Consider the following 25,816-nt stretch of genomic DNA (forward strand, 5'->3'; position numbering starts at 1 on the left):
CACTTTATATTGGGTATTTCGATGCGGCATTAGCGCCGCCTCGATTGTTCAACGGACGGCGCGCGCTGTGAGGATGTCGTCAAGCCAATCACGGCGCAGTTCTGGAACGGACGTGATAAGCTGCTCTGTGTAAGGCTCGTAAGGTGGCTCAAAGATAGCCTTTGTGGTGCCGGTTTCGACCACCTTGCCCTTCTGCATCACCATAGTGCGGTCGGCCAGCCGACGAACGACGCCAAGGTCGTGGGTGATGAAGAGATAGGACACGTGCAATTCGTCCTGCAATTTGCGCAGGAGCCTGAGAATTTCTTCAGCGACCAGAGGATCAAGCGCTGAAGTCACTTCATCGCAGATGATAAGATCAGGTTTTGCTGCCAGTGCACGGGCAATACATACGCGCTGTTTTTGTCCGCCAGAAAGTGCACCGGGAAGGCGGTTTGCGAAGTCGGCGGGCAGGCCAATAAGTTCAAGCAGTCGCTTGACCTCGGCTTCACGCTGATCTTCGTTCATGCCGAAATAGAACTTCATCGGGCGACCGATGATTTCGCCGACCGTCTGGCGCGGATTGAGTGCCACGTCAGGAAGCTGATAAACCAGCTGAATGCGTCGCAGTTCTTCACGCGAGCGTTTTTTGTAGCTCTCAGCCAGTCTCTGCCCAGCAAGTGTGATGATACCGCTTGAATGCGGCGGCAGCCCGGCGATAATGCGCGCAAGCGTTGATTTGCCTGAGCCGGATTCACCCACAACCGCTAGTGTTTCGCCGCGACGGATATGGCAATTAACGTCGCTTAGAACGAGTTTCTTGCCGTAATAAGCAGTCGCATTTTTCACTTCGAGCAGGATTTCGCCTGTCTTATGATCGGCTTGTTCGCCCGAAATGCTGGCTTCCCGCTCAGACACCAGACGCTGGGTATATTCCTGCTTTGGCGCTTCGAGAATGTCTTTCGCGGAACCAAGCTCGACCATTTTGCCATGCCGCAGAACCATAATGCGGTCAGCGATCTGCGCCACGACTGCAAGGTCATGCGTGATGTAAAGAGCGGCAGTGTTATAACGCTGGATAAGGCTGCGCAGCAGTGCCAGCACTTCGATCTGTGTTGTCACGTCAAGCGCTGTGGTTGGCTCGTCCAGCACCAGAATATCCGGACGGCACGACATGGCCATAGCAACCATGGCACGCTGCAACTGACCACCGGAAACCTGATGCGGATAGCGATCACCGAAGGTGTCAGCATCTGGAAGCTGCAATGTATGCAGAAGTTCCAGCATCCATGCTTTAGCTTCGGCTTTGGTCATGAGACCGTGATAAAGTGGGCCCTCCATGATCTGATCGCCAATGCGGTGCGCCGGGTTAAATGACGCTGCTGCACTTTGGGCCACATAGGCGATGCGTGCGCCGCGTGTCTTTTCTCGCGTTTCGCGGGTGCCGTCCATCAGCGAAATATCGTCAACGACAATGGTGCCTTCAGCAATTTTGCAACCGCCACGACCATAGCCCATGGCTGCAAGACCAATCGTTGACTTGCCCGCACCGGACTCACCGATAAGACCGAGCACTTCGCCGCGTTTCAGCGTCACATCGACATGATCGACAAGTGTTGCGTCATTGGGTGCTTTGACGACGAGGTCTGAGATGGAAAGAACGATATCCTTGCTCATCGATCAGCTCCCTGCGTGGTCGTGCGTCCGGCCAGAAGCCAGTCAACGACGAGGTTGACGCCAACGGTAAGGATGGCGATTGCAGCCGCCGGGAATAGCGGTGCGTAGAGGCCGTAAAGAATTGCCTGCTGGTTGTCCTTCACCATGCCACCCCAATCCGCAAATGGCGGCTGGATGCCCAGGCCAAGGAACGACAGACCAGCAACGAACAAGAAGGTGAAACAGAAACGCAGACCGAATTCCGCAATCAGCGGAGGCAGTGTGTTTGGCAGGATTTCACGCCAGATCAGCCAGCCAAGACCCTCGCCGCGAAGACGGGCGGTTTCGGCATATTCGAGCACATTCACGCCTTGGGCCACGATGCGCGCCAAACGGAACACGCGGGTGGAATCGAGCAATGCGATGGTGATGATCAGAACCGGCAGCGATGAACCGAGCGCCTGAAGGATGACAAGCGCCGAAATGAGCACTGGAATGCACATGACGGTATCGACGATGCGCGACAGAACCGTGTCGATCCAGCCGCCGAAAATGGCAGCGAGAAATCCAAGTGGCACGCCAACGCTGAACGATAGGAGCGATGCAGCCAGCGAGACGCCGATTGACATCTGCGCACCAAAGAGCAGGCGCGAGAGCATATCACGACCGTTCTGATCAAGGCCGAACCAGAACTGTGCTGATGGCGGATCAAATGGCGCGCCGACGATTTCTTCCTGACCATAAGGCGCGATCAACGGGCCAAACAGGAACATCAAAAGGCACAGCGTGACGATGGCGAGACCAACCCACGCCGTCAAAGGAATAGATTTCTTCATTGTCTTCATCGTGGGTGCCTCAGGCGCGGATTGAGCGCGATGGCAGCGACATCGGCGATGATATTGAGAATGACATAGGCCGCGCCGAAGACGAGGGCCGCAGCCTGCACAAGCGGAAGGTCACGCTTGGAAACGGCATCAACCATGAAGCGGCCAAGGCCGTTATAGTTGAAGACGGCTTCGACAAGAACCACACCGGTGATAAGGTAAGCGATATTGAACGCCACCACATTGACGATTGGAGCTGCCGCATTTGGCAAAGCGTGCTTGGTCACGACGCGCTTGGTGCGAAGCCCCTTCAGATAGGCCGTTTCGACATAGGCCTGATCCATAACCGACAAAACGGCGGTACGTGTCATGCGCATCATCTGGGCAACTGTCACGAGAACGAGCGTTAGCGCGGGCAGGGCGGTTGCCTGCATCCATTCCAACACAGTCATGCCTTCATAGGTATCAGCGAGGCTTGGTAGCAGGTTGAAGCGGATCGACAAGAACAGGATCAGCAGCAGGCCGAGGAAATATTCAGGAAGCGAAACGAATGCGAGTGCGACGATATTGACAATACGGTCGAAAATACCGCCGCGTTTGACTGCCGTGATAAGGCCGAGAAGAATAGCGATTGGAACGCTGATCACAGCTGCAAAGGCTGCGAGTGCCATCGTATTCCAAAAGCGCGGCCAAAGCAGTTCAGCAACAGGTTGCTGGTTGGCAAGAGACGTGCCGAGGTCGCCCGTGACGAAACCCGCAAGCCACGAGAAATAGCGCGCTAGAAGCGGTTGATTGAGGCCCAGGCTTTCGCGCAGCGTCGCAAGTGCTTCCGGCGTTGCATTCTGGCCGAGGATGGCGGATGCCACATCACCCGGCAGGATCTGTGTGCCGGCAAAAATCAACGCCGACACGAGGAACAGCGTGAGGAGCCCGAGCCCCACACGCTTGAGAATTAGAACGAACATTTATGCTTCCAGCCAGACTTTTTCGGCGAGGCGAGCGCCCATCAGATTGAACATCGGATGCGTGGTTACGCCTTTGACTTTCTTGGACGTGGCGTCAAGATAATCGCCGAACATTGGAATGAGCGCACCACCCTCATCGCTGATCATGGTTTGCAGTTCAGCGTAGATTTCCTTGCGCTTGGCTTGATCCAGCATTGCACGGGCTTCAAGCAGCTTGGCGTCGAAGTTCGCATTTTTCCAATGGGTGTCGTTTTGCGAGGCCGTCGAGATATACGCCACAGAAAGCGCCAGATCAGCCGTTGGACGGCCACCGCGATAGGACATGCAGAATGGAGCCTTCATCCAGACATTGTCCCAATAGCCATCTGCAGGCTCACGCTTGATGTCGAGATCAATGCCGGATTTTGCTGCTGCTGTGCGGAAAATCGCGGCCGCATCGACAGCGCCGGTGAAAGCAGCATCGGAGGCTGCGAGCTGGATTTTAAGCGAATCCATGCCAGCTTGCTTGAGATGGAACTTTGCTTTTTCCGGATCGTATGCGCGCTGCGGCAGCTCTGCATTGAAGAATGGATCAGAGCTTGGGATCGGGTTGTCGTTTCCAATGCGTCCATAGCCGCGTAGAGCGGTTTTCAGCAACTGTTCACGATCAATGCCGTACTTGATCGCGAGGCGCACGTTGTTGTCGGTGTAAGGCGCTTGCGTACAATCCATAAGGAACGAGAAATGCTGCCCGCTTGCCGACTGAACGATGTTGAGGTTTGGATTGCGCTTCAACAAATCGACAGTTTTGAAGTCGAGCTGATTGATAGCGTGAACCTGACCGGACATCATGGCGTTGGTACGAGCGGAAACATCGTTGATGACGATGACTTCAACCGCATCAACCCATGCCGTATTTGGCTTCCAGTAGCTCTCGTTACGCGTGAAGCGCGAACGTACGCCCGGCTGGAAACGTTCAAAGACGAACGGACCTGTGCCAACCGGCTTATTGAAATCGGTCCAGTCTTTCGGAACCACGAGGAAGTGGTAGTCAGACAGGATGTAAGGCAAATCGGCATTGCCGCTTTCGAGCGTGATCTTGACCTTGTCGTCGCCTTCTTTTGCAACATCGGTGAAAGCGGCTGCGAGTGAACGTGCGCCTGATGTGGTTTCACCGCGATGCAGATTGATCGAGTAAATGATGTCATCGGCGTCGAGCGTCTTGCCGTTATGGAATGTCACACCCTGACGAACCTTGAAGGTCCATTCCTTGGCATCAGCTGATGGTTCCCAGCTTTCAAAGAGTTCTGGCACGGCTTTGTTGTTGGCGTCGATTTCGACAAGGCCGTTCATCAGCATGTAAGCCTGATTGACCGGAACCCAGTCTTTCAACAGCCGCGGATCGAAATTATCGGTGGTGGAACCGCCGCCAATGCCGAGTTTGAGAACTCCGCCCTTCTTTGGCGCGCCATCCGTGTCGGCAGCCATTGCAGAGTTGATCAAACCACTCATACCGCTGGCAGCAACAAGTCCAAAACCCGCTGCACCCGAAATGAAGGATCGGCGCGTTAGTTGAAACTGGCTCTTTTGCTCGGACATACGTTACCCCTTAGACTTTCAGCTTGTGATTAATTCATAGCTCAAGCGATTTTCAGGGTTGCGTACCTTAGACGCGTCAATGTTTTCAAGGGTTACATGAGCTTTTTCTGATATGATTTTTCTGCATACCCCCATGTAAAATGTGTGGCTTGGCATTTGCGCAGACACGGATAAAGGAGCGTTTCAAGGATGGTTTGCAGGCTGCGAATTCCACGGTTCTGGACGCATTTTCTGCATTAGATTTTTCATGATCGTGGAGATCAAAATGAGCTTGCCGGACATCATCGGCCTGTTGGGCGCAGTCTTTTATCTGTCGGCTTACGCCCTGATTCAGCTACGTATTTATACGGTAGACGACGCTATTATTACGCTGCTTAATATTCTAGGCGGGGTAGCTTTGATCTATTCACTATCATGGAATTTCAACCTTGGTTCCATTATTACTCAGGTTGCCTGGTTGCTCTTCACAATTATTGGCTATGCACGCTTTCGTATGCTGGCCCGTCGGCGTGCTACAACACCTGTGGAATAAAGCAGATCATCTTTATGTGATTGGCTCATTTCCATTGCTTGCGATGAGCCATTCAGACACTTCACGAACGATTCTACGCTGGTGACGGTCCGCTGGTCGCATCAGATAAAAATACGCATCTGAGCGCATCATGTGGTCGTGAACAGGCACAAGAGTACCTGCTGCAAGCTGTTCTTTGATAAGCCATGTCCAGCCCAGCGTGATACCGATGCCCTGAGTTGCGGCAGCGACGCAAAGCCCATAATCGCCAAGGCGCCACTCCAATGCCCCGGTGGGTGGTGACAATTTTGCATCTTGCCACCACTCCGGCCATCCCTGCCAATCGCGCATTGTATCTTCAATAGCCAGCAGGACGGGAGCTTCCAATTCCATGATATTGCCGCAACCGGGGGCTGAAACCGGCACGACCTCTTCACGTCCCAGAATTGTCAGGTTGACCCCGATAGGCCGTTCTTTTCGATAAAAAAGGGCGAGATCAAATTCATCCAGCCGCAAATGCGCTACGTCATCCGTGACCCGCAGCCTGATTTCGATACCCGGAATTTCGGTTTTCAACATGCCGACACGTGTCAGAAACCACTGATCGGCAATGCCGCGTGAACAGGCAATAGTAATCTGACGCGGACCTGTCCATGCCCGTAAACCGTCCGTTACGGCTGTTAGGTCTCCTAGCAGGCGGCTGACTTCAGAGGCATAGCTTTCGCCAATTGCCGTTAATTGTACGCCGATAGGCAGACGATTGAAGAGTTTTGAGCCGATAAAGGCTTCGAGTTTGCCAATTTGACGGCTGACCGCACTCTGTGTAAGGCCAAGTTCAAGGCCGGCACGCGAGAAGCTGCCAAGACGCGCTGCACTGTCAAACACCACAAGCGCATTGAGCGGCGGCATGGATTGACGACCGACTGCCAAGAAAATGCTCCATCCGATGAGAATGTCTACACCGCCACTTAGAAATAGCCGTGTCTCACTTGAATATGTCTGATATCCTAACTTGTTTCATGCACAATGCTTTTTCTTCAATTTCTTTAGCCATCAACCATTTTTGATGCGTTCTTCCATATATAGGACCACTCTGGAAACTCTGTACCACAATCAAAGGTGATTGATCGGCAGGCTGTTTGGGGCAGAGGTTGGAGGGTTATGTCGAAAATTTTCACTTCTGTTGCGTTATTCCCTGATCCGTTCGAAACATCAGGCGCGGTACAAAGAAATGGCCATCAATTTCAAAGGGGCGCATTTTCCCAAACGTGTCATCCTTTATGTTGTGTTCTTCTACCTTCGTTATCCCGTTTCCTATCGTGACCTTCAGGAAATAATGGCTGAACGCGGCGTTGTTGTTGATCATGCGACATTGAACCCATGGGTTGTTCGATACTCCCCACAGATTGCTGATCAGGCACAGAAGCGTAAGCGGCCAACGGTTGGCTCCTGGCGGGTCGACGAGACGTATATAAAGGTCAAAGGGAAATGGATCTATCTGTATAGAGCCGCAGATCGTGATGGCCAAACTCTTGACTTCATGCTCTCTGAGCACCGAAATCTCAGCGCAGCAAGGCGTTTCTTTAAGAAAGCCATCGCACGCAATGGTGTTCCGCACAAGGTCGCATTGATTAGAGCGGGGCGAACCTGGCTGGCGCACAAGCTGTAAATACGATCCTGAAAATCACGGGCACGGGCAAGATGATGGAAATCCTGCAGGTTAAATATCTCAACAACATCCTGAGCAGGATCATCGGTTCATTAAGCGGATCACCAAACACATGTTAGGCTTCAAAGCATTTCATTCAGCTGCAGCTACCATTGCCCGAATTGAAGTGGCGCATATGATCCGCAAAAACCAATTCGTGAATGGCAATCTCTCGCCATTCACAGTCTTTGCAGAGCTCGCAGCATAATTGCGTCCAGGGATAAGGCCGATCTGCAGGCGCTGAAATTTTTGCGACAGGGCCCTTCGTGCTGGATGTCCTTGTTCATAAACGTCGCGATGCCAACGCAGCCAAGCGTTTCATGTGCACGCTGCTCTGTACTCAGGGCTTCGCACAACGGATTATGGTCACTGATAGACTAAGATCATATGGCGCTTTCAGACGAGCAATAGGCCTTGGTGTTTGCGATCATCGCCAGCATAAAGGTTTGAAAAATCAGTTAGAGAATTCGCATCAGCCGATCCAACGACGAAAGCGGATCATGAAGCGCTTTAAATCAGCGCGACATTTACAAAAGTTCGCTTCCATTCACGATCGCATTTACAATCTGCATTACATCCGTCGCCACCGATTACCGTGAATTAAGACATGCCGCCACAAACATTTGGCGTGAAATGCCTCGCTTGAAATCCGCATAAAAGGGGAGTCAAAGAATGACTTACGTCTGTACGCCGTTTAACGTAACACTGCCATTTCGTGCATCCTAACTCTAACAACTTGGCAATACCGCCGGAGGGTATCCCGCTATGTCTGGGCCGTATGTGCAAAATTCAACTTCTTACACGTAGCCACTCCGGCTATTGGACCAATAGGCTTCGATAGGGATGGAAAATATATCAACCTGCGGCGTTGCTCCAGTAAAAGTCTTGCAATTTGATTTGATATTTCCCTAAATATGAGATTAATAGGCAAGTTTTATGGTTGGTTGTCGATAACCTGTCTTTCGCAAGGAATTTAACGGGAGACGTATGTTGAACGACATAGGGGGCCTAAATTCGAAGTAATAATCATTCGAATTTGCGTTGCGAAAATTGAGTGGGGTGCGATGGTTGCTCGCAATGAAATTGAGACTTTGTATGGTGATAAGCGGCCCAGTCTTCTGAAACGTGTAGCTCGACGCCTCGGATCACAATCCGTGGCCGCTGATATAGTTCAGGACGTATTCTTGCGACTGTGGGAGCGGGGTACTGGAAGTCTTGACAGCGATGTTGCTTATCTTAACCGTTCAGTCAGCAACGCGATTGTTGATCACGTGCGCGCGGAGCGCGTCCGTTCAGCTTATGCTGCCAATATTCTGCCTGAGCAGTGTTCAGCCCCAATAGCAACGCCTTATGATCTTGTCGAAATACGCGATGCTGTACGACAGCTGGATAATATCATCCGTGAAATGCCGGAGCGGACGCGACATATATTTCTGTTGAACAAGGTTCATGGCTGTAAATACTCGGAAATTGCAGAAGTACTTGGGATATCGCGCAGTGCGGTCGAAAAGCATATGGCCCGCGCCATGATCGCCTGTATCGGTTTTCAGGAGCGGTCTCTGTGAGGCTTATGAATGAATTGCTGCAATCCAGCGCCTTATTTTATATGGGTGCATGGCTGAAGACTGGAAACACTCTTCATGGTGATTGACAGACATTCATCGCCGGAGCGGGTCATGGAAAACATCCACCAGGAAGCGATTGCATGGTTTACCCGTATCAATGGCGAGCCGTCGTCTGCTGACCAGAAAAACTTTGAAGTTTGGTTGAATAAAAGCCCTCTTCATAATGAAGCTTATCGGCGGATTAGTTCGCGATGGGTTGATGCCGATCTGCCCAGCGCGATGATTGCCTCTGAAGATGCAGCTCAGCTAAGCGGCTATCTTGATGCTATCGAACAGGTGCGTAAGCGCCGTCGCGTGCGCAATGCCCTCGCGGGTGTTGCAGGTATACTTGTTGCAGCACTGGTCGGGTTTGATGTCTGGATAGAGAATCCACATTTTTTGCAAAATCTCTCAGCCGATTACGTAACAGCGCGCGCCGAACGTCAGACAATCACTCTGCCAGATGGCTCAACCGTCTTGCTGGATGCTGATAGTGCTATGTCCACCGACATGACGGCTGAAAAGCGCAGCGTAAAACTTTTGCGCGGTGCAGCCTATTTCGATGTCAAGTCGTCAGAAATACCGTTTGTGGTCGATGCCGGTCGTGGCGAAACGCGTGTGACCGGCACCGCGTTCTCAGTTGAGATCCTAGGAAAGGACGTGGCAGTCAATCTTGCCAGAGGGCACGTTATCGTGTCGTCTGAAGCGGATGGACAAAGCGCAAAACTGGAAGCCGGACAAGGCGTTGGCTATGATAATGTTGGCCTTGGTTCGGTTCATCCGATTGCCATTGATGAAGCAATGGCCTGGCAGAAAGGACGCCTCATATTTGATCAGGCGCGGCTCGGCGATATTCTGAATCAAATTGGTCGATACCGCTCTGGCCGGATCGTTGTCCTAGGCAATGGGCTTGCCGATCAACTGGTGAGTGGCAACTTGCCGCTTGAGGATTCAGACAGTGCTCTTGCATCCCTTCAAGCAACTGTAGGCTTCAGGATCAGCCATCTGACCGGTAAACTTGTGATCATTAGTCCGTAACTGATAATTATTTCCAATAAATACAATGACTTGTGTTTATTTGTAAAAAAGAGTCAAGTTTTAGTGTGTATCTGATTGCTCCCAAACGTGTAACTGATTGAGAGGGACGCAATATTGAAAGCATGGCTTCCTCTCCTGTTCAGGTAATGAGAGGGTTTGTTTTCATGAGAAATGGTAAGCGGGCGCGCGGTCGGATTGTTGCGCTGATGGCAACGACAATTCTTGCGATGGGTTGGACAGTCGCAAGCCCCGTTTTGCCCGCACTCGGACAAACGGCAACACAGCAGACGTATAATTTCAAAATATCTGCAAGGCCGGTGCGGCAGGCTCTCAATGATATTTCTAATATTACCGGGATTTCGGTCGTCTTTCAGGATGCATCAGCCGGTGGGATCAGCGGCTCGCCCGTGACAGGAACTATGACACGCGAAGCAGCCCTTGCAGCGCTGCTTAGAGATACCGGGCTGTCTTACCATTTCACCAATGGTAATACCGTCACTGTCACAGGACGTTCCGGCAGCTCGTCCGCTCAGGGAGCACCTGCTGATGCCAATGGATCATTGTTACTTGATACAATCACTGTCACGGGTGGACGAGGTGCGTCGCCTGCCGATGCCCCCTATGAAACGGCAGGTTCAGGAGCTTATATAAGTGCAGAGCAGATAGGCCGCGTACCACCTTCAAGCCCCGGCGACATGTTCCGCAATGCGCCAGGCGTGTTTTCCGCAGGCAATCGCACAGGCCAGTCGCTGAATGTGAATATACGGGGTTTGCAGGGTATGAACCGCGTTGCCACACTGGTTGATGGCGCCCAACAAAGTTCCTCGACCTATCGTGGATATAAAGGGATGAGCAGCCGAACCTTTGTTGATCCGGAATTCATCGGTGGTATCGAAGTCGAAAAGGGGCCTTCGGGTGGTCCTTTTGGCAGCGGCGCGATGGGCGGCGTGGTGAATATGCGCACACTTAATGCGGATGATATTCTGCTGGAAGGCAAATCCTATGGCATGAAGATCAAAGGTGGTTTTGGAGGCAACAGCATTGATCCGGGCCCTTATGTTGCACCACCCAACGAGATTAAACAGCGATTTGATGGCAATGACTGGCTGGATAGCGGCAATCGGGTGGGGAGTATTGCACTCGCGGCGAGAAATGAGGATTTCGAACTCACCGGCGCATTCGCCTATCGGCGCAACGGCAATTATTTTGCTGGCAAAAATGGTGAAAGGCTCGTCAAGCGGTTTGGGTTTCGCGGTGCTGAATACTGGGATCCGATGTCGGATTTAAAGCCTGGTGGCGAAGTCTACAATACGTCTCAGGACACCCGATCCGTGTTGCTGAAGGGCAAGTTCGACTTCGATTATGATCAGACAGTTGAGCTTGGATATATTCGTTACGACAGTACCTATGGCGAAGAATACGGGGATATGAATAACCCGTTTTCGCAATATAGCTGGGATCCGTATCAGGCGAATCTCAGTCATGTCACTTCAGACATGTACACTGCCAAATATACGTGGAACCCGAGTGACAATGATCTCATCGATTTTCACGCCAATCTCTGGCATACGAGAGTTGCCGACGAATGGGCCGCGATTGAAATCCTGACAGGCTCACCGAGCATTTCAAAAGTTGATACAACTGGCGGCGAGATCTGGAACACATCGCATTTTGATACACAGATTGGCATACTTGATGTGAAGTATGGCGCAACATATGCGTATGAGAAGATAAACCAGAACCCCGGCGCGCAGTTGAGTATTGAAGGTGATCGCTCAGTTGCTTCTATCTTTACAAATGCAGATTATAAGCCTGTTGATTGGTTAAAACTATCTGCCGGATTGCGCTATGAAGATTATCAGACCAATGATCGCAAGGAAGTAGACCCGACGGATGGGCTGCAAAGTAATATCTTCAATCCGCGTTTGGGCATTACGGTCGAGCCTCTAGATGGCCTGCAGCTGTTTGCCACTTATGCAAAAGGCTGGCGTCCGCCAAGCGTGCGCGAAACTGTCTTTGAGATGCCTGGACAAATTGAACCCAATCCCTATCTCAGACCTGAAAAATCCACCAACTATGAAGTTGGCCTCAATTATCTGAAGAATGACGCTCTGATCGCCAATGATAAGCTACGCTTCAAGGCGGCTTATTTTGACAATGACTATGACGATTATATTGTCAGAATTTACGGTAACCGTGCTGGCCTGCCATTCGCCTACCGAACATTCGCGAATATTGATGGGGCGAAATATAAGGGCTTCGAGCTGTCCCTTTCTTATGATGCGGGGCGGTTTTTCGCGGACGCAAATCTCAATCGCTATACTGATATCCAGTATTGCTTCGCAGCGAAGGTTGGGGAGAGCGCTTCGTGTGTCGAAGCAACGCCGCCCGATGACTATCTGAGCGTTTATGTGCCGCCTTCCTATAGCGGGTCGATCACGCTTGGCGCTCGTTTTCTTGATGAGAAGCTGACCACTGGTGGGCGTATATCATTCGCCGGAGAGCGCGCGATTAAGCGACACGGAACTGGGATTGAAAGCGACTGGCGTTCTTATCAAGTCTATGATGCCTTTGCATCTTACAAGGTGAGCGAGAGCCTAACACTCAACGCAAGCATCGATAATGTCTTCGATCTTTATTATCTTGATGCACTGACAGAGGCTTTGACACCTGCACCCGGACGTACTTTCCGTATGAGTGCGACTGCAAAATTTTAAATCCTCTTCACATCATTGGTTTAGAGCGCGTTTCAATCTGACTGAATTAGACCTACGCTCTAAATCAATGCTCTCTGTCACGCTTTGGTTCTATTGAAGTGGAACAGAAACAGAGCCTTGTTGCGCATGAGGTGCACCCCGAATTTGGACCACGGAGAACTAGAATTTTCCGGGTTTAAGGCTCAAAGCGGCAGGGATGCCGTTGAGCCATTCATAAGCGAAATCGGCACCTTATTGCCAATGGCGCTATGTGGCCGGAATTTGTTATAGTCTCTACGCCAATCCTCCATCTTAATGCGGGCGTCGTCAAGGCTCATGAACCAATAGGCGTTCAGGCACTCGGCTCTGAACTTGCCATTGAAGCTCTCGATGTAGCTGTTATCTGTCGGCTTGCCGGGTCGGGAGAAGTCGAGCCCCCTTATGGTAAGCCCATAAATCCAGGTCACGAGAGATAAATTCGCTGCCATTATCCACACGAATAACCGCAGGATAACCAATCTGACAACATATCCGTTCCAGGGTCTGCACCACATCCTCACCACGATAACTAAAGCGGGCATCAACTGCTGGCGAGAAGCGTGAGAATGTCTCAACCACCGTCAGGATGCGGATATTCCGTCCTGTCGCCAATTGATCATGGACAAAATCCATTGCCCAGACATGGTTGGAATGCGTCGCATCTGTGCGATCAGCGCGAAGCTTCGCCTTCACACGCCGTTTGGGAACCTTGTTCCGCAGCTGAAGTCCCATCTCCTTGTAAAGACGATAGATTCGCTTCGGATTAACGGGCCAGCCGTCACGCTTGAGAAGCACATGCACGCGCCGATACCCATAACGAACCCGTATCTGACAGATGTCCTTGATCCTGAGCTTCAGTTCAGCCTGCTCGCCGCGCTTTGACTTGTAGACATAAAGTGACCGGTCAATCTTGAGCACCGAACAGGCGCGTCTTACCGAGACTTTCCGATCCGACTTAATAGTGTCGACAAGCGCTCGCCTGCGTGCAGGCTTCAGAGCTAATGGGATGGTCCGCCTCGTCCTCCCACCCCACATAAGGGAGACGAACTCAAAAAAGGGAGGATCGTCATGAGCGTTCGTAACAAACCCCGAGAAGCAGCCGTATTCGGCGTCGACATTGGCAAGAACGTGTTCCACGTCGTCGGATTGGACCCTGCTGGTCATCCAATACAAAAGGCGACTTTCCGGCGTGACACTGTCCTGCAATTCTTCGAAAGAGCTACGCCGACAATCGTTGGAATGGAGGCATGCCCCGGTTCACAGTGGCTGGCGAGGAAGCTTCAAGGCTTTGGCCACACAGTTCGAATTGTTGCTGCAAAGTTTGTGAAGCCCTTCGTCAAATCCAACAAAAGTGACATCATTGATGCCGAAGCTATAGCCGAGGCCGTGACACGGCCAACAATGCGGTTTGTCGAGGTGCGTACGTCTGATCAGATCGATGTTCAGGCACTGCATAGAGTACGGGACCGCCTCGTGGCTCAGCGCACCCGGGTTATATGCCAGATGCGCGCCTTCTGCCTCGAATACGGCATTGCGATGCATCAGGGGGCGGGTAAGTTCAAGGCGAACATGCCAAGGGTCCTGGAGGATGAGGACAACGACCTGTCGGCACCAATGCGGCAGTTGCTTATGTCTCTCTTCGAAGACATTCGCTATCTTGAGCAAAGAATTGCTGAAGTGAGCCGTCAGATCGAAGCAGCGGCCGACGCGGACGATACCGCCCGTCGCCTCATGACTGTTCCCGGCATCGGGGCATTGACTGCTACTGGGCTATTGGCAGCAGCGGGAACGGGTCGCCAGTTCAAAAGGGCTCGCGACATGGCCGCCTGGTTGGGACTTGTTCCGCGAGAGCATTCAACTGGAGGGAAAACCACATTACTGGGTATCAGCAAGCGGGGCAGTTCATATCTGCGACGATTACTGATCCACGGCGCACGAACATGCCTTCTCCATCTTGATCGAACGAGAGACCGGCTCGGCGTGTGGCTGGACGGGCTTCAGGCCAGGATGCACAATAACAAGGCGGCGGTCGCTCTTGCTGCCAAAATTGCACGCGTCGCATGGGTGATTATGACCCGACCGGGCGCGATCTACAATCGTCAGGATCCGGCAAAAACCTGATCCAGCGACAGACTGCGAGGAGCGGGATAGTGATGACGAGACAGTTGATCAGCGCAGCGTAAGCTCTGGGCAAAAAAGCGGGCTTGGCGCCCGAACCAGTTATTCGAGAACGGTGCGCGCGGATCTCATCATGGCCTGACTGTAACAACAGTCCACTCGCGAGAGGCCGGATACATTTATGCAGACTGGAACCGTCAGGACCATCAAACCCCTTGCACGGACGAGGCGGACCATACATTTTTTGCCAAAACATCCTGAAGCATGGCCTTGTCCAGAGACAGATCAGCAACGATCCGCTTCAGCTTGGCATTCTCCTCCTCGAGTTGCCGCAACCGCTTCATCTCGGATGGCATCAGGCCCGCATATTTCTTGTGCCAGTTATAAAACGTGGCGTCTGAAATACCTGCCTTCCGACAAACCTCACCAATCGGCGTGCCATCCTCTGCTTGCTTCAAAACGAATGCTATCTGCGCCTCTGAAAACGTCGATGCCTTCATGGAACTCTCCTTCTCCCGGATAAGGGATCATAAGTGGAAAATTCCAGTTCTGAATGGCCTAATTTAACGGGAGCACGTCACCAGCGACGGCAGGATGCCGATCAAAAAATAACATTCTAGAACGCCAGATCAGAGTTTTGCCACTGGTTGGAAATCGTGTCTGTTCATTGATACAGTCAAAGGAACCAGAGTCAGCGCCATGATCTAAAGTCTCAAGCTGACATGCCGTGCTTGCGGCGTCGATACAGTCGCTTAACCCCGTCGCACGCTCAATGAGTTGCGGCAAGGGGATGTAGTCGTCGGCATAAGCGACCTGCTCACGTTCAAAATCTTCAAAAACTCAGCACTCTAATGAGCCACATGTCGCTCTCAAAGCAAAAGACTATAAAGCAGCCGACAACGTGCATGGAAAATCGGGCTTACCGTTAATGATTATAGTGTATTCATTGAGGCTGAATAAAACCTTGACAGTCCATATGTCGAGTAGAAAGGGCAGCTTCTGCGGCCCTCTCTGCTCAACGGAGACTTATGGTGTCGGTATTTCACCGGGTCTATAGTTTGGTAAACGACCTGCCGGCAGAATTGCAATGAGTGCAAGTCCTGCCATAATCAGGAAACCTATTTTAAGAGCCAATAGTCTAGACTCTGTATTAATTTTGAGTGCTTCGGCTTTTTGTTCAGGTGTTGCAGATGTGGTCGCAATCACACTGGCCAGCTGATCGTTACTGACGAAGGTGATGCTGTCCAGATTAACTTCTGATTGGATTTCAATCGGCAGTGTCGGGTTCTGGGCCAGTTGCCGCATAACGGCGCTGCTGAGTAGTCCAACGAGCAACGCACCGGCAACCGCAGTACCCACCGCTGCCGCAAGATTGTTCGTGGTTCCACGCAAAGAGCCGACATCTCCAGCCAGTTCCTTTGGTGATGAAGTAACCAGAACGTTGAAAAGGAGAGTCACGAGCGAGCCTTGTCCGATGCCAAAAAGAATAAGTCCAAACAGAACTGGTATTGAACTCCAATCATTGCGTACGACAAAGGCTAGCCAAATAAGCGCTACTGCACATAGCCCGAACCCGAATCTGCCAATTTGTCGAGGCGACAATATTCCATAAACGCGTACAATTAGCATGGCCGCGAAAAAGACTGTTAGGTTAAATGGAAGCATTGCAACAGCTGTTGCTAGCGGTGAGCGTCCCTGTACGATCTGGATATAAAGCGGGACCGAAAAATTAAGCGCAGCTTCTAGAGCGACGACTGCAAACATTGCGAAGACAGCTGCACGTTCCTGTGGTGAATCAAGAACTTGAAGTGGCAGCAGGGGAGTTTTATTATTAGCTTCCCGACGCCGAGTCCAAAGAAAGAAGCCTTGTCCCAATACAATGCCGAAAATGATCAGAACCGGTGCGGGGGAGAGGCCCAGAATATCAAAGGGTGCAGAGGTTCTTGCGATCAAGAGGCCCCATCCGTTTAGATTGTTAAATCCGAAACTGATAGAGATGATTGCTGCTGCTGCAAGCACAACGCCTATGCCATCAATTTTGACTTCAGGACGCCCTTGGTCAGGCTTTAGACGAAAGCTTAAGAAAAAAACGAGTGCAGATACCACAATCAGAATACCGAAAACCGGCCGCCAGCCAATATACGTTCCGAGCACGCCACCAATTAAAAACGCCAGAACGCCGGCACCTGCACGAGCTGAGCCCAATGCACCAAGCGCCGTGGCTTGCTGAGTGCCTTGGTAGTTTTCAGCAATCAGAGCAACAAGCGCAGGCACGATCACCGCGCCCGCTGCACCACAAAGCGCTTGCGCGGATATCATCGCTGTTGAATTGGGACTGAACGTCATCAGAATTTGTGCTGCACCGAAAACGATGACAGCAATTCGAAATACGTGCAATGCACCAAAGCGTTGTACGAGCTTGGCACCAAGCATGACGAAGCCTGCGACAATCATCGAATAAGCGACAATACCGGTAGCAATCACCGTAGGCGCTACGCCGAAGCTCTCGACCATCCCGCCAAGTGCTACGGGTAATGAGGCCACATTGAAAGACATGATCGCTTGACCGAAAGCGATCGCAATCATGGGGAGCCATGAATTGCGTTTTTCAGAATATGACGTATTTACTGAAGCTGTCATCGCAGATAATTCCCTCTCGCAATTTGACAGATTTATAGAGCTTTATGAAAACTCTTGAGTGTATTAATGATTATCTTGCAGGTGAGGACATGAGCAGATCAAGTCCAAGGCGCTGCGAAAGAAATTGCGCTGTTAATTGTCCCCTTACGCTATTTCCTGCTTCATCGAGTGGCGGAGCAAATGTACCTAACCCCCCCTTGCCAGGTGAAACGGTTACTATGCCGCCACCGATGCCGCTTTTACCGGGCAATCCAATTTCGTAAAGCCAGTCGCCTGACGTCTCATAAAGACCCGCAGTGAGCATAACGGCGAGTGCGTAATGACAAACATCGGGCTTCACGACCTTTTCACCTGTCAGTGGGTTAACTCCGCCATTTGCCAGCGTTGCCCCCATAACAGCGAGATCTTTCGCACTCACATTCAACGAACATTGTCGTGTATATAGCTCCACCGCTTCTACAGGATCGCTAAAGATGCGACCGGTGCTTTCGAGCATCCAAGCTATACTGCGGTTGCGGAAGTTCGTTTCTGATGCGGAATTATAAACCTCTTCGTTCATAGAAAGGTTGCGCCCAGCGAAACGGGACAAACCTTCATGTATAAAACGCCACTTTTCGTCTTCGTTTTTTCCAGGAACCAAGCTGGTTGTTGCGATAGCCCCTGCATTGACCATCGGGTTTGTACGCCCCTCCCGATCGCGTTCGATCCCAGCGAGTGAATTGAACGCATAGCCTGTTGCATTAACTCCGAGACGTTCTCGTGCACCCGTCGCACCAATGAGATCGCAGATGAGTGCAAAGATGAAAGGCTTTGAAACACTCATGATAGTGAATTCGTGATCAGCGTCGCCGACGGAGAAGACATGGCCATCAACACTAACAACACAGATACCGAAAAGTTTTGCTGGAACATTCGCGAGAGCAGGGTAAACTTGAGAGTTCTGACCGAGGTTAACACTGCTGAAACGCTCGTGTGCCTCGGCGATGAGTTTCGAAACGCGGTCAGCCGAAGGCAGACTTCCTGTTGAGATGAATGTTTTATCAGGGTCGACAAGAGGAGATAATAGTTCCATTTGATTCCCTTTTACGTCGGTCAAAAGATTTAGTAAGATGCCATCAGTTGGTTAGAATATAATCCTATTAGCTTACCACTTCTATCGTAAAAACTGGTGCCTAGATGTTTTTTAATTTAGCTGTTAACATATTAAACACGCATGAAATTAAGATTCTGTCACTCAAAACATGCTTGATAAATTGACAGTTATTTGGTGGCAATGGTGATATGAATGGATCTGCCCTATTACGTAGAAATCCGTATCCATGAACGCCGAAATAAGTGGACGAGAAGCAACGACTGCCGCTATTAACCTGCAAACTGGTCATATCCTATTAGCACGTGATAAATCCAAGCAGCCTACGCCTTTAGTGGTCGATATCGTATTTCGAGTGGGATATAAATTGAAACATGTTATCATGTTCGTATTCATCCTGCACTTAGCGTCAGGTTGTGCGGGCAATAGGGCCGTCACGGGGCTCGAATCGGCCACGCCTGAGAGTAAGTTTCCGCAAACCGTTGTTCCCCTACTGGTTACGACAGTCAGGGAGCCGACAGATGAAGCAAATATTGCTTATTCAGGCACACGATCGACCCGCTTAAATTTTTCAGAAGTTGATGTTCGCATCCCAGCAACGCATCGTCCAGGCAGTGTGGACACATCGTCGAGCAGACCCGAAGTGACCAGACATTTTACGGCTTTCAACTATAAGCCGTTGCAAGACAGTTCGGCATTTGTGGCGGAATTAAACCGGCGCATTGCAAACAGCTCTGTTGCAAAGAGCGAAGCTTTCATCTTTGTACATGGTTATAACAACAACTTTGCTGAAAGTCTTTTCCGTAACGCGCAAATTGTCCATGACTACCAGATTGGTGGTGTGCCTATCCATTTTTCCTGGGCTTCGGCTGCATCGTTTACCCGCTATCTTTATGACAGAGACAGCGCAATTATTGCTCGAAAAGGTTTGGCTCAAACCCTCGAATTGGTGACCAAAACCAAAGCGAACGGTATAGTTCTGGTCGGGCATTCAATGGGCGCCGTCGTTATCATGGAAGCACTGAGAACTCTGTCACTGGAAAAACGCGAGGATGTGCTAAAAAGCATCAAAGGGGTTATGCTTGCTGCTCCTGATCTGGATCCCGATCTTTTCCGAAGCCAGATTGAAGACATTAACCCTCTGCCACAACCTTTCACGATTGTTGTTTCCCGCCGGGATCGCGCGCTTGATATTTCGCGCCGTCTGGCCGGGGGTGAACCACGTATTGGCAGTGGCCATGATATAGCCTTCCTGCAAAAAAAGAATGTGCAGGTTCTTGATATTTCTCAGGTCGATAGCGGTGGTCACAGTGTGTTTGCAAGTTCTAGCACGCTAATAAAACTGCTTGGTTCAGGGCCATTATTACGCCGTCTCATTACAGACGAATATGCCGGTATGGATGCTGCGTTTATTGCCCTTGGACGGGGTACTTTAGAACAGGCTTCACTGGCTCTGCATCTGCCCGCGCGCGTTATCGATCGTATCTCAGAACGTTAACCATAGCGCTACAGCGCTACCACAGAATATTAAGCAGATTTGGCAAAATAAGTACTTAAAATCAGTTGGATAGAGAAAGTCGAATGCTCTGCTTCTAAGAGGTGCAAAATTTTGAGGGTTTGAGTAATTTACGGGTGGAAAGGATGTACATGTCGGAAGTCGTTGCGCTTCAATCTATTATGATTAATTTAAGTGTCGCGCTTTTGCTTGGCGCTGTCATCGGCTTAGAACGTCAATTAAAACAACGGCATTCCGGTCTTGCGACACATGCTCTTGTGGCACTTGGCGCTGCCGCTTATGCATCTCTTCCCAATGCTCTCGGTATCGAGAATGATCTTAGAGTCGGCGCCCAGGTCGTGACAGGAATCGGCTTCCTTGGGGCGGGACTTATCATCAAAGATGGCGCTAGTATCAAAGGATTGAGCACAGCTGCCACCGTATGGAGCACCGGTGCGGTCGGCGTTCTGACTGGTTATGGGCTATGGCTTCTCGCTTTTGAAACTACATTTTTTATTGTATGTCTGAACATTTCTCTGCCTAAAATCACGTTGCTGATAGACCGCTATTCCTTTGTCGCTCCAGAAACCGAACATTTTTATCTTGTGAAGTTTCGGTGTCCTGTCGAGAGCGAGACTTCTGTGCGAGCGTTGCTCGTTCAGGCAATTCATCAGCGAAAATTGCGCTTTCACTCAATCCGAAGTCATCGACTGGAGGGTAGTAATGATGTGGAGGTAGAAACGACGCTTTTTGCGGGTAAAGAAGGTGATCACATGGTCGAGGGTATTGTGACGCAATTGAGCTTGCGGTTGAATATTTTATCAATGAGCTGGGCAAAACTTGCGGACGAAAATCATCTGCCTCCACAATGATCTCCACGTTGCCTGATTTTTATATTTGAAAGGAATTGTGTTCTTGCTTGCCTTGAAAGGATTAATCCTTAAAGACTTATAAAGACATGTTTATGGATTCAGTGTTATGACAATGGATAGTTGCCACCAGTCGAAAATGAACCGCAAAAGCGCTGAACAGCGGAAGTGGGTCGGTTTTGTGGGGTTGGCTATCCTGCTTATATCCGGTGGGGTTCTCTGTTTATTATTGCCTGTCTACTCTGAATTTGCAGCCAGCACAATTTTTGGCGTGGTGCTGATGGGGATCGGCGTCGTCAAGATTATTCAATCACTTTGGGTAAAAAGCTGGACAGGGTTTGTCTGGCAGGAGTTGTCTGGTGCGGTCGAGCTGACGGGCGGTGTCATGATCTATCTCAATCCACTCAAAGGTGCCCTCGCGATTACGCTTTTGATAGCCATCGTATTATTCGTGCACGGATTTCTGCAAGTTGCTATGTCTATAAAAATCAGACCGGAAAAGGGATGGTGGTGGTTTACCCTTTCCGGATTTATTGCGCTTACAGCAAGTGCTATTCTTATTCTGAAATTACCGCTGACGAAGGGGCTGCCTTCAGGTTCAATTGCCGGAATAGCGCTTCTCATCGCAGGAATTTCTTATCTTGGAAGTGCATTCAGTACGCGAAATGCGTGAAACGGCAAGCATAGGGCACAGGCTGCCTGGTTTGTTGCCATGTCGTTTCCATGACCTATAAGCTCCAGTCCTGCTCTTCGCGTTCCTTTTCGGGGGTGTATTGTGAGCTTTAGCAGAGTTAAAAACATGATGAAGCTGATGAGGGAAGTGGCCGTGCGGACTTTAAACAACTCTGTTCGTGGATATGGGGGATGCGGAGACAGAGGGTTACTCTCACTGCGTGCGGTGATGTTTGCGTCTGTTGCTTTGCTAGCTGGCTGCTCGCAGGAAGCCAGCGAAGCGCCCCCGCAAATAAGGCCTGTTCAGGTAACCACTGTCGAGCGTGGTGCGGCTGGGCAAACATCAACATTTACCGGCCAAATACAGGCGCAGGATGAGGCGTCCATGGCGTTCCGCGTATCGGGTCGTATGATCGAACGCGCCGTTAATGTTGGCGACAGGGTCACAGCCGGTCAAGTGATCGCACGTTTGGACGCGCAAAATGCGATGAATACACTCCGCTCTGCTCGCGCGGCGCTGGCTGCGGCGGAAAGCCAGCTCGTAATGTCGAGAAATGCTTTTAACCGTCAAGATCAGTTGCTTCGCAATGGATTCACGACGCGTTCCAGTCACGATGCCGCGCGCTCTGCAATGGAGACGGCGTTGTCAGGTGTTGATAGTGCACAGGCGCAGGTGAAAATCGCCGAGGATAATCTTGGTTATACAAACCTGATTGCTGACGCTCCTGGCACTGTGACGGCGCGCGGTGCTGAACCCGGTGAAATTGTGCAGGCAGGACAAATGATCGTGCAACTCGCGCGCCAGGACGGGCGAGATGGCGTATTTGATGTACCTGCATCGGTACTTAGGGAAGCTGCGCCGGATTCTGTTATTACTGTCTCACTTGCGGATGATCCATCGATCAAAGCTACAGGGCGAGTGCGTGAAGTTGCGCCGCAGGCAGACCCCGTAACCCGTACGTTTCGTGTCCGGGTTGGCCTCGATAATGCACCGGATGCGATGCGCCTTGGCTCTACGATCAATGGGCAGGTTACCATTGAGAATTATTCCTTGATTGAAATTCCAGCCACTGCACTGACTGCGGTGAACAATGCACCAGCAGTATGGGTGTTGAATCCCGAAACGAATACGGTCGCCCTGCAGAATATCGAAATTGGCCGTTTTGGTAATGTCTCCGTCGGAGTAGCTTCTGGTTTGGGCGCTGGGGATATTGTCGTGACGGCCGGCGTACAGGCATTGTATCCGGGACAAAAGGTCCGTCTGCTCAACACGGCGGGGAAATAATGGGTTTCAATCTTTCAGCATGGGCTGTTCGCGAACGGCAACTTGTTATTTTTCTGATGATTGTTGTTTTGGGTGCAGGCTTGTTTGCCTATAGCCGTCTTGGACGCGCAGAAGATCCGTCCTTTGTTATCAAAACAATGGTTGTGCAGGCTGCGTGGCCGGGCGCCAACATGACGGATACATTGCAGCAGGTCACCGAGCGACTTGAACGAACGCTGCAAGAGACGCCGCACCTTGATAATGTTCGCAGTTTCACGCGTCCGGGCGTCGCAACCATATTCGTCAATCTTGATGGCAGCGCGAGTGCCAAGGAGGTTGAAAATACTTGGTATGTGGTGCGCAAGCGTGTCGCTGATATGCGTCACACGTTACCTCAAGGCGTCGTGGGTCCGGGCTTTAATGATGAGTTCGGTGACACGTTCGGCCTGATATATGGGTTCACAGCCGATGGTTTTACGCATCGTCAGTTGCGAGACTATGTCGAGAGCGCTCGTTCACAATTGCTTAAAGTGCCTGATGTCGCAAAAATCGAACTGCTTGGAGAGCAGGACGAACAGATATTCGTCGAGTTTTCGATGCGGGAGCTTGCAAATCTTGGCATAGATCGCTCGGCATTGATTGCAGCCCTGCGGGCTCAGAATGTTGTACAGCCGTCTGGCACTATTATGACTGGCGATGAGAATCTTATAATTGATGTTTCCGGTGGATTTGGAACGGAACAGGACATTGCAAATATCAACTTTGCCGTGAATGGCCGCATGATAAGGCTGGCAGATATCGCAACTGTTACACGCGGCTATTCTGATCCTCCGAAACCAATGTTTCGCGTAAACGGCGGGCCGGGAATTGGTATGGCGATCGCAATGCGTGAAGGTGGTGACATTCTCCGGCTTGGGCAGAATATCAATGCCGAGATGCAAAAAATCACCGCGAGTTTGCCGCATGGAATTGAGCCGCATTTGGTGGCGGATCAGTCGGTTACGGTACGTAGTGCCATAGGCGAATTTATGACGTCCCTTGGACAGGCCGTCGTCATTATTCTCATAGTCAGCTTTATCGCTCTTGGTGTTCGTGCTGGGCTCATGGTCGCTATCACGATCCCACTGACGCTTGCTGCCGTATTTGCCATTATGTTGCTGTTCAACATCGATATGCAACGCATTTCCCTTGGGGCATTAATCATCGCACTGGCACTGATGGTCGATGATGCTATGACCACTACCGATGCGACATTAGGTAGGCTGGCGATTGGAGAGCCAAAGGAAATTGCGGCCGTATACGCCTTCAGGACGTATGCTTTTGCGATGCTTGCAGGCACATTGGTAACGATCGCTGGATTTGTCCCAATTGGCTTTGCAGCGAGCTCTGCGGGTGAATACACATTCAGCCTTTTCGCTGTGGTTAGCATAGCGCTGGTGGTGTCCTGGTTTGTCGCTGTTGTCTTTGCGCCGCTTATCGGTCTCTACGTGCTCAAGACGCCAACAAACGCGCGGGCTGAACCCGGCCGTGTGATACGATCCTATCGGCATTTTCTATCGTTCGCACTCCAATGGAAGTGGATCACAATTGCGCTCACATTGGGCTTATTCGTTCTTTCTCTTCTGCTTTTGCCTGTTATCCCGCGCCAGTTCTTTCCGTCATCAGATAGGCCTGAGCTTCTTGTTGATCTCGAATTGCCACAAAACGCATCGATATACGCGACAGAACGTGCAATGCAGCGTCTGGACGTTATTTTAAAAGACGATCCCGATGTCGAACGATGGAGCGGATATGTCGGAAGGGGAGCAGTGCGTTTTTATCTTCCCTTGGATGCGAAGCTTCCCAATGACTTTTTTGGTCAAGCTGTTGTCGTTGCCAAAGATGTGGAAGCCCGTCTTCGGCTGCAGGATAAGCTGACAAAACTGCTTGAAGAGGACTTTCCAAATATCGTCAGCCGTGTCTCCCCACTTGAACTTGGACCGCCAGTTGGGTGGCCAATTCAATATCGTGTGCTTGGTCCAGATTTGAGCCAGATACGGGATATTGCTTATAAGCTGGCGGAGGTCATTGCGACCAATCCTTTGACCGAAACCGTCAATTACCAATGGGCGATGCCTTCACGCGAAATTCGTATTCAGATTGATCAGGACAAGGCGCGATTGCTCGGACTGTCAACCGAAACGATTGGCCGCGTTCTTAACACTGTCGTGTCGGGTGCGCCGGTTACGCAGGTTCGTGATGGTATCTATCTGGTCAATGTCGTTTTGCGCGCAACGGACGAGCAGCGCGTTTCGCTTGATACTTTGCGAACAGTTCAGGTGCCGGTGCGAGACGGACGAACCGTACCACTGAGCCAATTCGCACGTTTTGAATACGAACAGAGCTACCCGCTGGTATGGCGGCGAAACAGAACTCCAAGTTTGACCGTTCAGTCCGATATCATCGCAGGTGCATTGCCTGAAACCGTTGTTCAGCAGTTAGCGCCTGCCATCGCGGATTTGCAACAATCTCTGCCACAGGATTATCACATCGAAATTGGAGGAACTGTCGAGGAAAGCGCTGCGTCACTGGCTTCAGTGAAGGCGGTTGTCCCTGCCATGCTTCTGATAATGTTTGTCGTTCTCATGTTCCAGCTAAGGCGTTTTTCACTGACACTACTAGTCGTCAGTGTGGCCCCGCTCGGTCTGATCGGTGTGGTGCTTGCTTTGCTGGTGTCCGGCCGCCCGCTGGGGTTTGTTGCTATTCTAGGTGTGCTGGCTCTTGTTGGAATGATCATTAAAAATGCGGTGATCCTGATTGGGCAGATTGAGGCTGAGAGGAAAAACGGGAAGAGTATACAAGAGGCGGTTCTTGATGCGTCGTCCGCTCGCTTCACGCCAATCATGTTAACAGCCGTCTCGACTGTGCTGGGTATGATCCCAATTGCCCCTACGGTATTCTGGGGGCCCATGGCATTCGCGATTATGGGTGGATTGCTCGTTGCGACCCTTCTGACGCTGATCTTCCTGCCTGCACTTTATGTAACAATCAACCAGTATAAGCTGCCGGAGAAAAATTGAGATAGTTGATA

General features: G+C 51.0%; 17 protein-coding genes and 4 pseudogenes. 12 read left to right on the top strand and 9 right to left on the bottom strand.

Going from position 1 to position 25,816, the window contains the following annotated elements:
• Positions 1–48 precede the first annotated feature (48 nt).
• From U2P60_RS21035 to U2P60_RS21050, 4 genes are read right to left on the bottom strand one after another with little or no spacing between them, the layout of a single operon-like run.
• On the bottom strand, positions 49–1,656 hold the full coding sequence (locus tag U2P60_RS21035; RefSeq protein WP_413574312.1) for an ABC transporter ATP-binding protein: 1,608 nt from the start codon (positions 1,654–1,656) through the stop codon (positions 49–51).
• A complete protein-coding gene (locus tag U2P60_RS21040) occupies positions 1,653–2,480 on the bottom strand; it encodes an ABC transporter permease (RefSeq protein ID WP_413574313.1) in 828 nt (275 codons plus the stop codon). The genes U2P60_RS21035 and U2P60_RS21040 overlap by 4 nt, the downstream gene beginning before the upstream one ends.
• Complete coding sequence (locus tag U2P60_RS21045) at positions 2,477–3,424, bottom strand: ABC transporter permease (RefSeq protein WP_413574314.1); 948 nt, start codon at positions 3,422–3,424, stop codon at positions 2,477–2,479. The genes U2P60_RS21040 and U2P60_RS21045 overlap by 4 nt, the downstream gene beginning before the upstream one ends.
• On the bottom strand, positions 3,425–5,002 hold the full coding sequence (locus U2P60_RS21050) for an ABC transporter substrate-binding protein (RefSeq protein WP_413574315.1): 1,578 nt from the start codon (positions 5,000–5,002) through the stop codon (positions 3,425–3,427).
• Positions 5,003–5,267: 265 nt separating this feature from the next.
• Between U2P60_RS21050 and U2P60_RS21055 the strand changes: the two genes are divergently transcribed.
• Positions 5,268–5,534 (top strand): CBU_0592 family membrane protein, encoded by a 267-nt coding sequence (locus U2P60_RS21055; RefSeq protein ID WP_413574316.1) that lies wholly within the window; start codon positions 5,268–5,270, stop codon positions 5,532–5,534.
• 12 nt (positions 5,535–5,546) lie between these two features.
• Here U2P60_RS21055 and U2P60_RS21060 read toward each other — a convergent pair whose 3' ends face one another.
• Entirely contained in the window at positions 5,547–6,443 is an 897-nt protein-coding gene (locus tag U2P60_RS21060) for a LysR substrate-binding domain-containing protein (RefSeq protein ID WP_413574317.1), read from the bottom strand.
• Between the two features lie 301 nt (positions 6,444–6,744).
• Here U2P60_RS21060 and U2P60_RS21065 point away from each other — a divergent pair.
• The 5 genes and pseudogenes from U2P60_RS21065 to U2P60_RS21085 form a co-directional block, all read left to right on the top strand.
• A pseudogene (locus U2P60_RS21065) lies at positions 6,745–7,429 on the top strand (DDE-type integrase/transposase/recombinase); the annotation flags it as partial.
• Positions 7,430–7,484: 55 nt separating this feature from the next.
• Positions 7,485–7,878, top strand: a pseudogene (locus tag U2P60_RS21070) (DDE-type integrase/transposase/recombinase); the annotation flags it as partial.
• A 407-nt stretch (positions 7,879–8,285) separates the two neighbouring features.
• Complete coding sequence (locus tag U2P60_RS21075) at positions 8,286–8,786, top strand: RNA polymerase sigma factor (protein WP_413574318.1); 501 nt, start codon at positions 8,286–8,288, stop codon at positions 8,784–8,786.
• Between the two features lie 111 nt (positions 8,787–8,897).
• Entirely contained in the window at positions 8,898–9,863 is a 966-nt protein-coding gene (locus U2P60_RS21080; protein WP_413574319.1) for a FecR family protein, read from the top strand.
• Positions 9,864–10,027: 164 nt separating this feature from the next.
• On the top strand, positions 10,028–12,580 hold the full coding sequence (locus U2P60_RS21085; protein WP_413574320.1) for a TonB-dependent receptor domain-containing protein: 2,553 nt from the start codon (positions 10,028–10,030) through the stop codon (positions 12,578–12,580).
• Between the two features lie 182 nt (positions 12,581–12,762).
• On the opposite strand, the pseudogene U2P60_RS21090 reads toward U2P60_RS21085, so the two are convergent.
• Positions 12,763–13,597 (bottom strand): annotated as a pseudogene (locus tag U2P60_RS21090) (IS3 family transposase); the annotation flags it as partial.
• Between the two features lie 69 nt (positions 13,598–13,666).
• On the opposite strand from U2P60_RS21090, the gene U2P60_RS21095 reads away from it, so the two are divergent.
• Positions 13,667–14,719, top strand: coding sequence for an IS110 family transposase (locus U2P60_RS21095; protein ID WP_413574321.1), 1,053 nt, complete (start codon positions 13,667–13,669; stop codon positions 14,717–14,719).
• Between the two features lie 239 nt (positions 14,720–14,958).
• Here the strand turns inward: U2P60_RS21095 and U2P60_RS21100 are convergent.
• The 3 genes and pseudogenes from U2P60_RS21100 to glsA form a co-directional block, all read right to left on the bottom strand.
• Positions 14,959–15,216: pseudogene (locus tag U2P60_RS21100) on the bottom strand (transposase); the annotation flags it as partial.
• Between the two features lie 526 nt (positions 15,217–15,742).
• Positions 15,743–17,356, bottom strand: a complete 1,614-nt coding sequence (locus U2P60_RS21105; protein ID WP_413574322.1) for an MFS transporter — start codon at positions 17,354–17,356, stop codon at positions 15,743–15,745.
• A gap of 70 nt (positions 17,357–17,426) precedes the next feature.
• On the bottom strand, positions 17,427–18,428 hold the full coding sequence (glsA, locus tag U2P60_RS21110) for a glutaminase A (protein ID WP_413574323.1): 1,002 nt from the start codon (positions 18,426–18,428) through the stop codon (positions 17,427–17,429).
• Between the two features lie 247 nt (positions 18,429–18,675).
• Here glsA and U2P60_RS21115 point away from each other — a divergent pair, with 247 nt between their 5' ends.
• The 5 genes from U2P60_RS21115 to U2P60_RS21135 all read left to right on the top strand — a co-directional run bounded on the left by U2P60_RS21115 (position 18,676) and on the right by U2P60_RS21135 (position 25,805).
• Positions 18,676–19,944: an alpha/beta hydrolase gene (locus U2P60_RS21115; RefSeq protein ID WP_413574324.1), complete on the top strand. Its 1,269-nt coding sequence runs from the start codon at positions 18,676–18,678 to the stop codon at positions 19,942–19,944.
• A 149-nt stretch (positions 19,945–20,093) separates the two neighbouring features.
• Complete coding sequence (locus tag U2P60_RS21120) at positions 20,094–20,813, top strand: MgtC/SapB family protein (RefSeq protein ID WP_413574325.1); 720 nt, start codon at positions 20,094–20,096, stop codon at positions 20,811–20,813.
• Between the two features lie 136 nt (positions 20,814–20,949).
• Positions 20,950–21,483 (top strand): HdeD family acid-resistance protein, encoded by a 534-nt coding sequence (locus tag U2P60_RS21125; RefSeq protein WP_413574326.1) that lies wholly within the window; start codon positions 20,950–20,952, stop codon positions 21,481–21,483.
• A 126-nt stretch (positions 21,484–21,609) separates the two neighbouring features.
• Positions 21,610–22,767, top strand: a complete 1,158-nt coding sequence (locus tag U2P60_RS21130; RefSeq protein WP_413574327.1) for an efflux RND transporter periplasmic adaptor subunit — start codon at positions 21,610–21,612, stop codon at positions 22,765–22,767.
• Positions 22,767–25,805, top strand: a complete 3,039-nt coding sequence (locus U2P60_RS21135) for an efflux RND transporter permease subunit (protein WP_413574328.1) — start codon at positions 22,767–22,769, stop codon at positions 25,803–25,805. The genes U2P60_RS21130 and U2P60_RS21135 overlap by 1 nt, the downstream gene beginning before the upstream one ends.
• Positions 25,806–25,816: the final 11 nt, after the last annotated feature.

This window comes from Brucella sp. H1_1004, assembly GCF_047308065.1.
GTDB lineage: Bacteria > Pseudomonadota > Alphaproteobacteria > Rhizobiales > Rhizobiaceae > Brucella > Brucella pseudogrignonensis_B.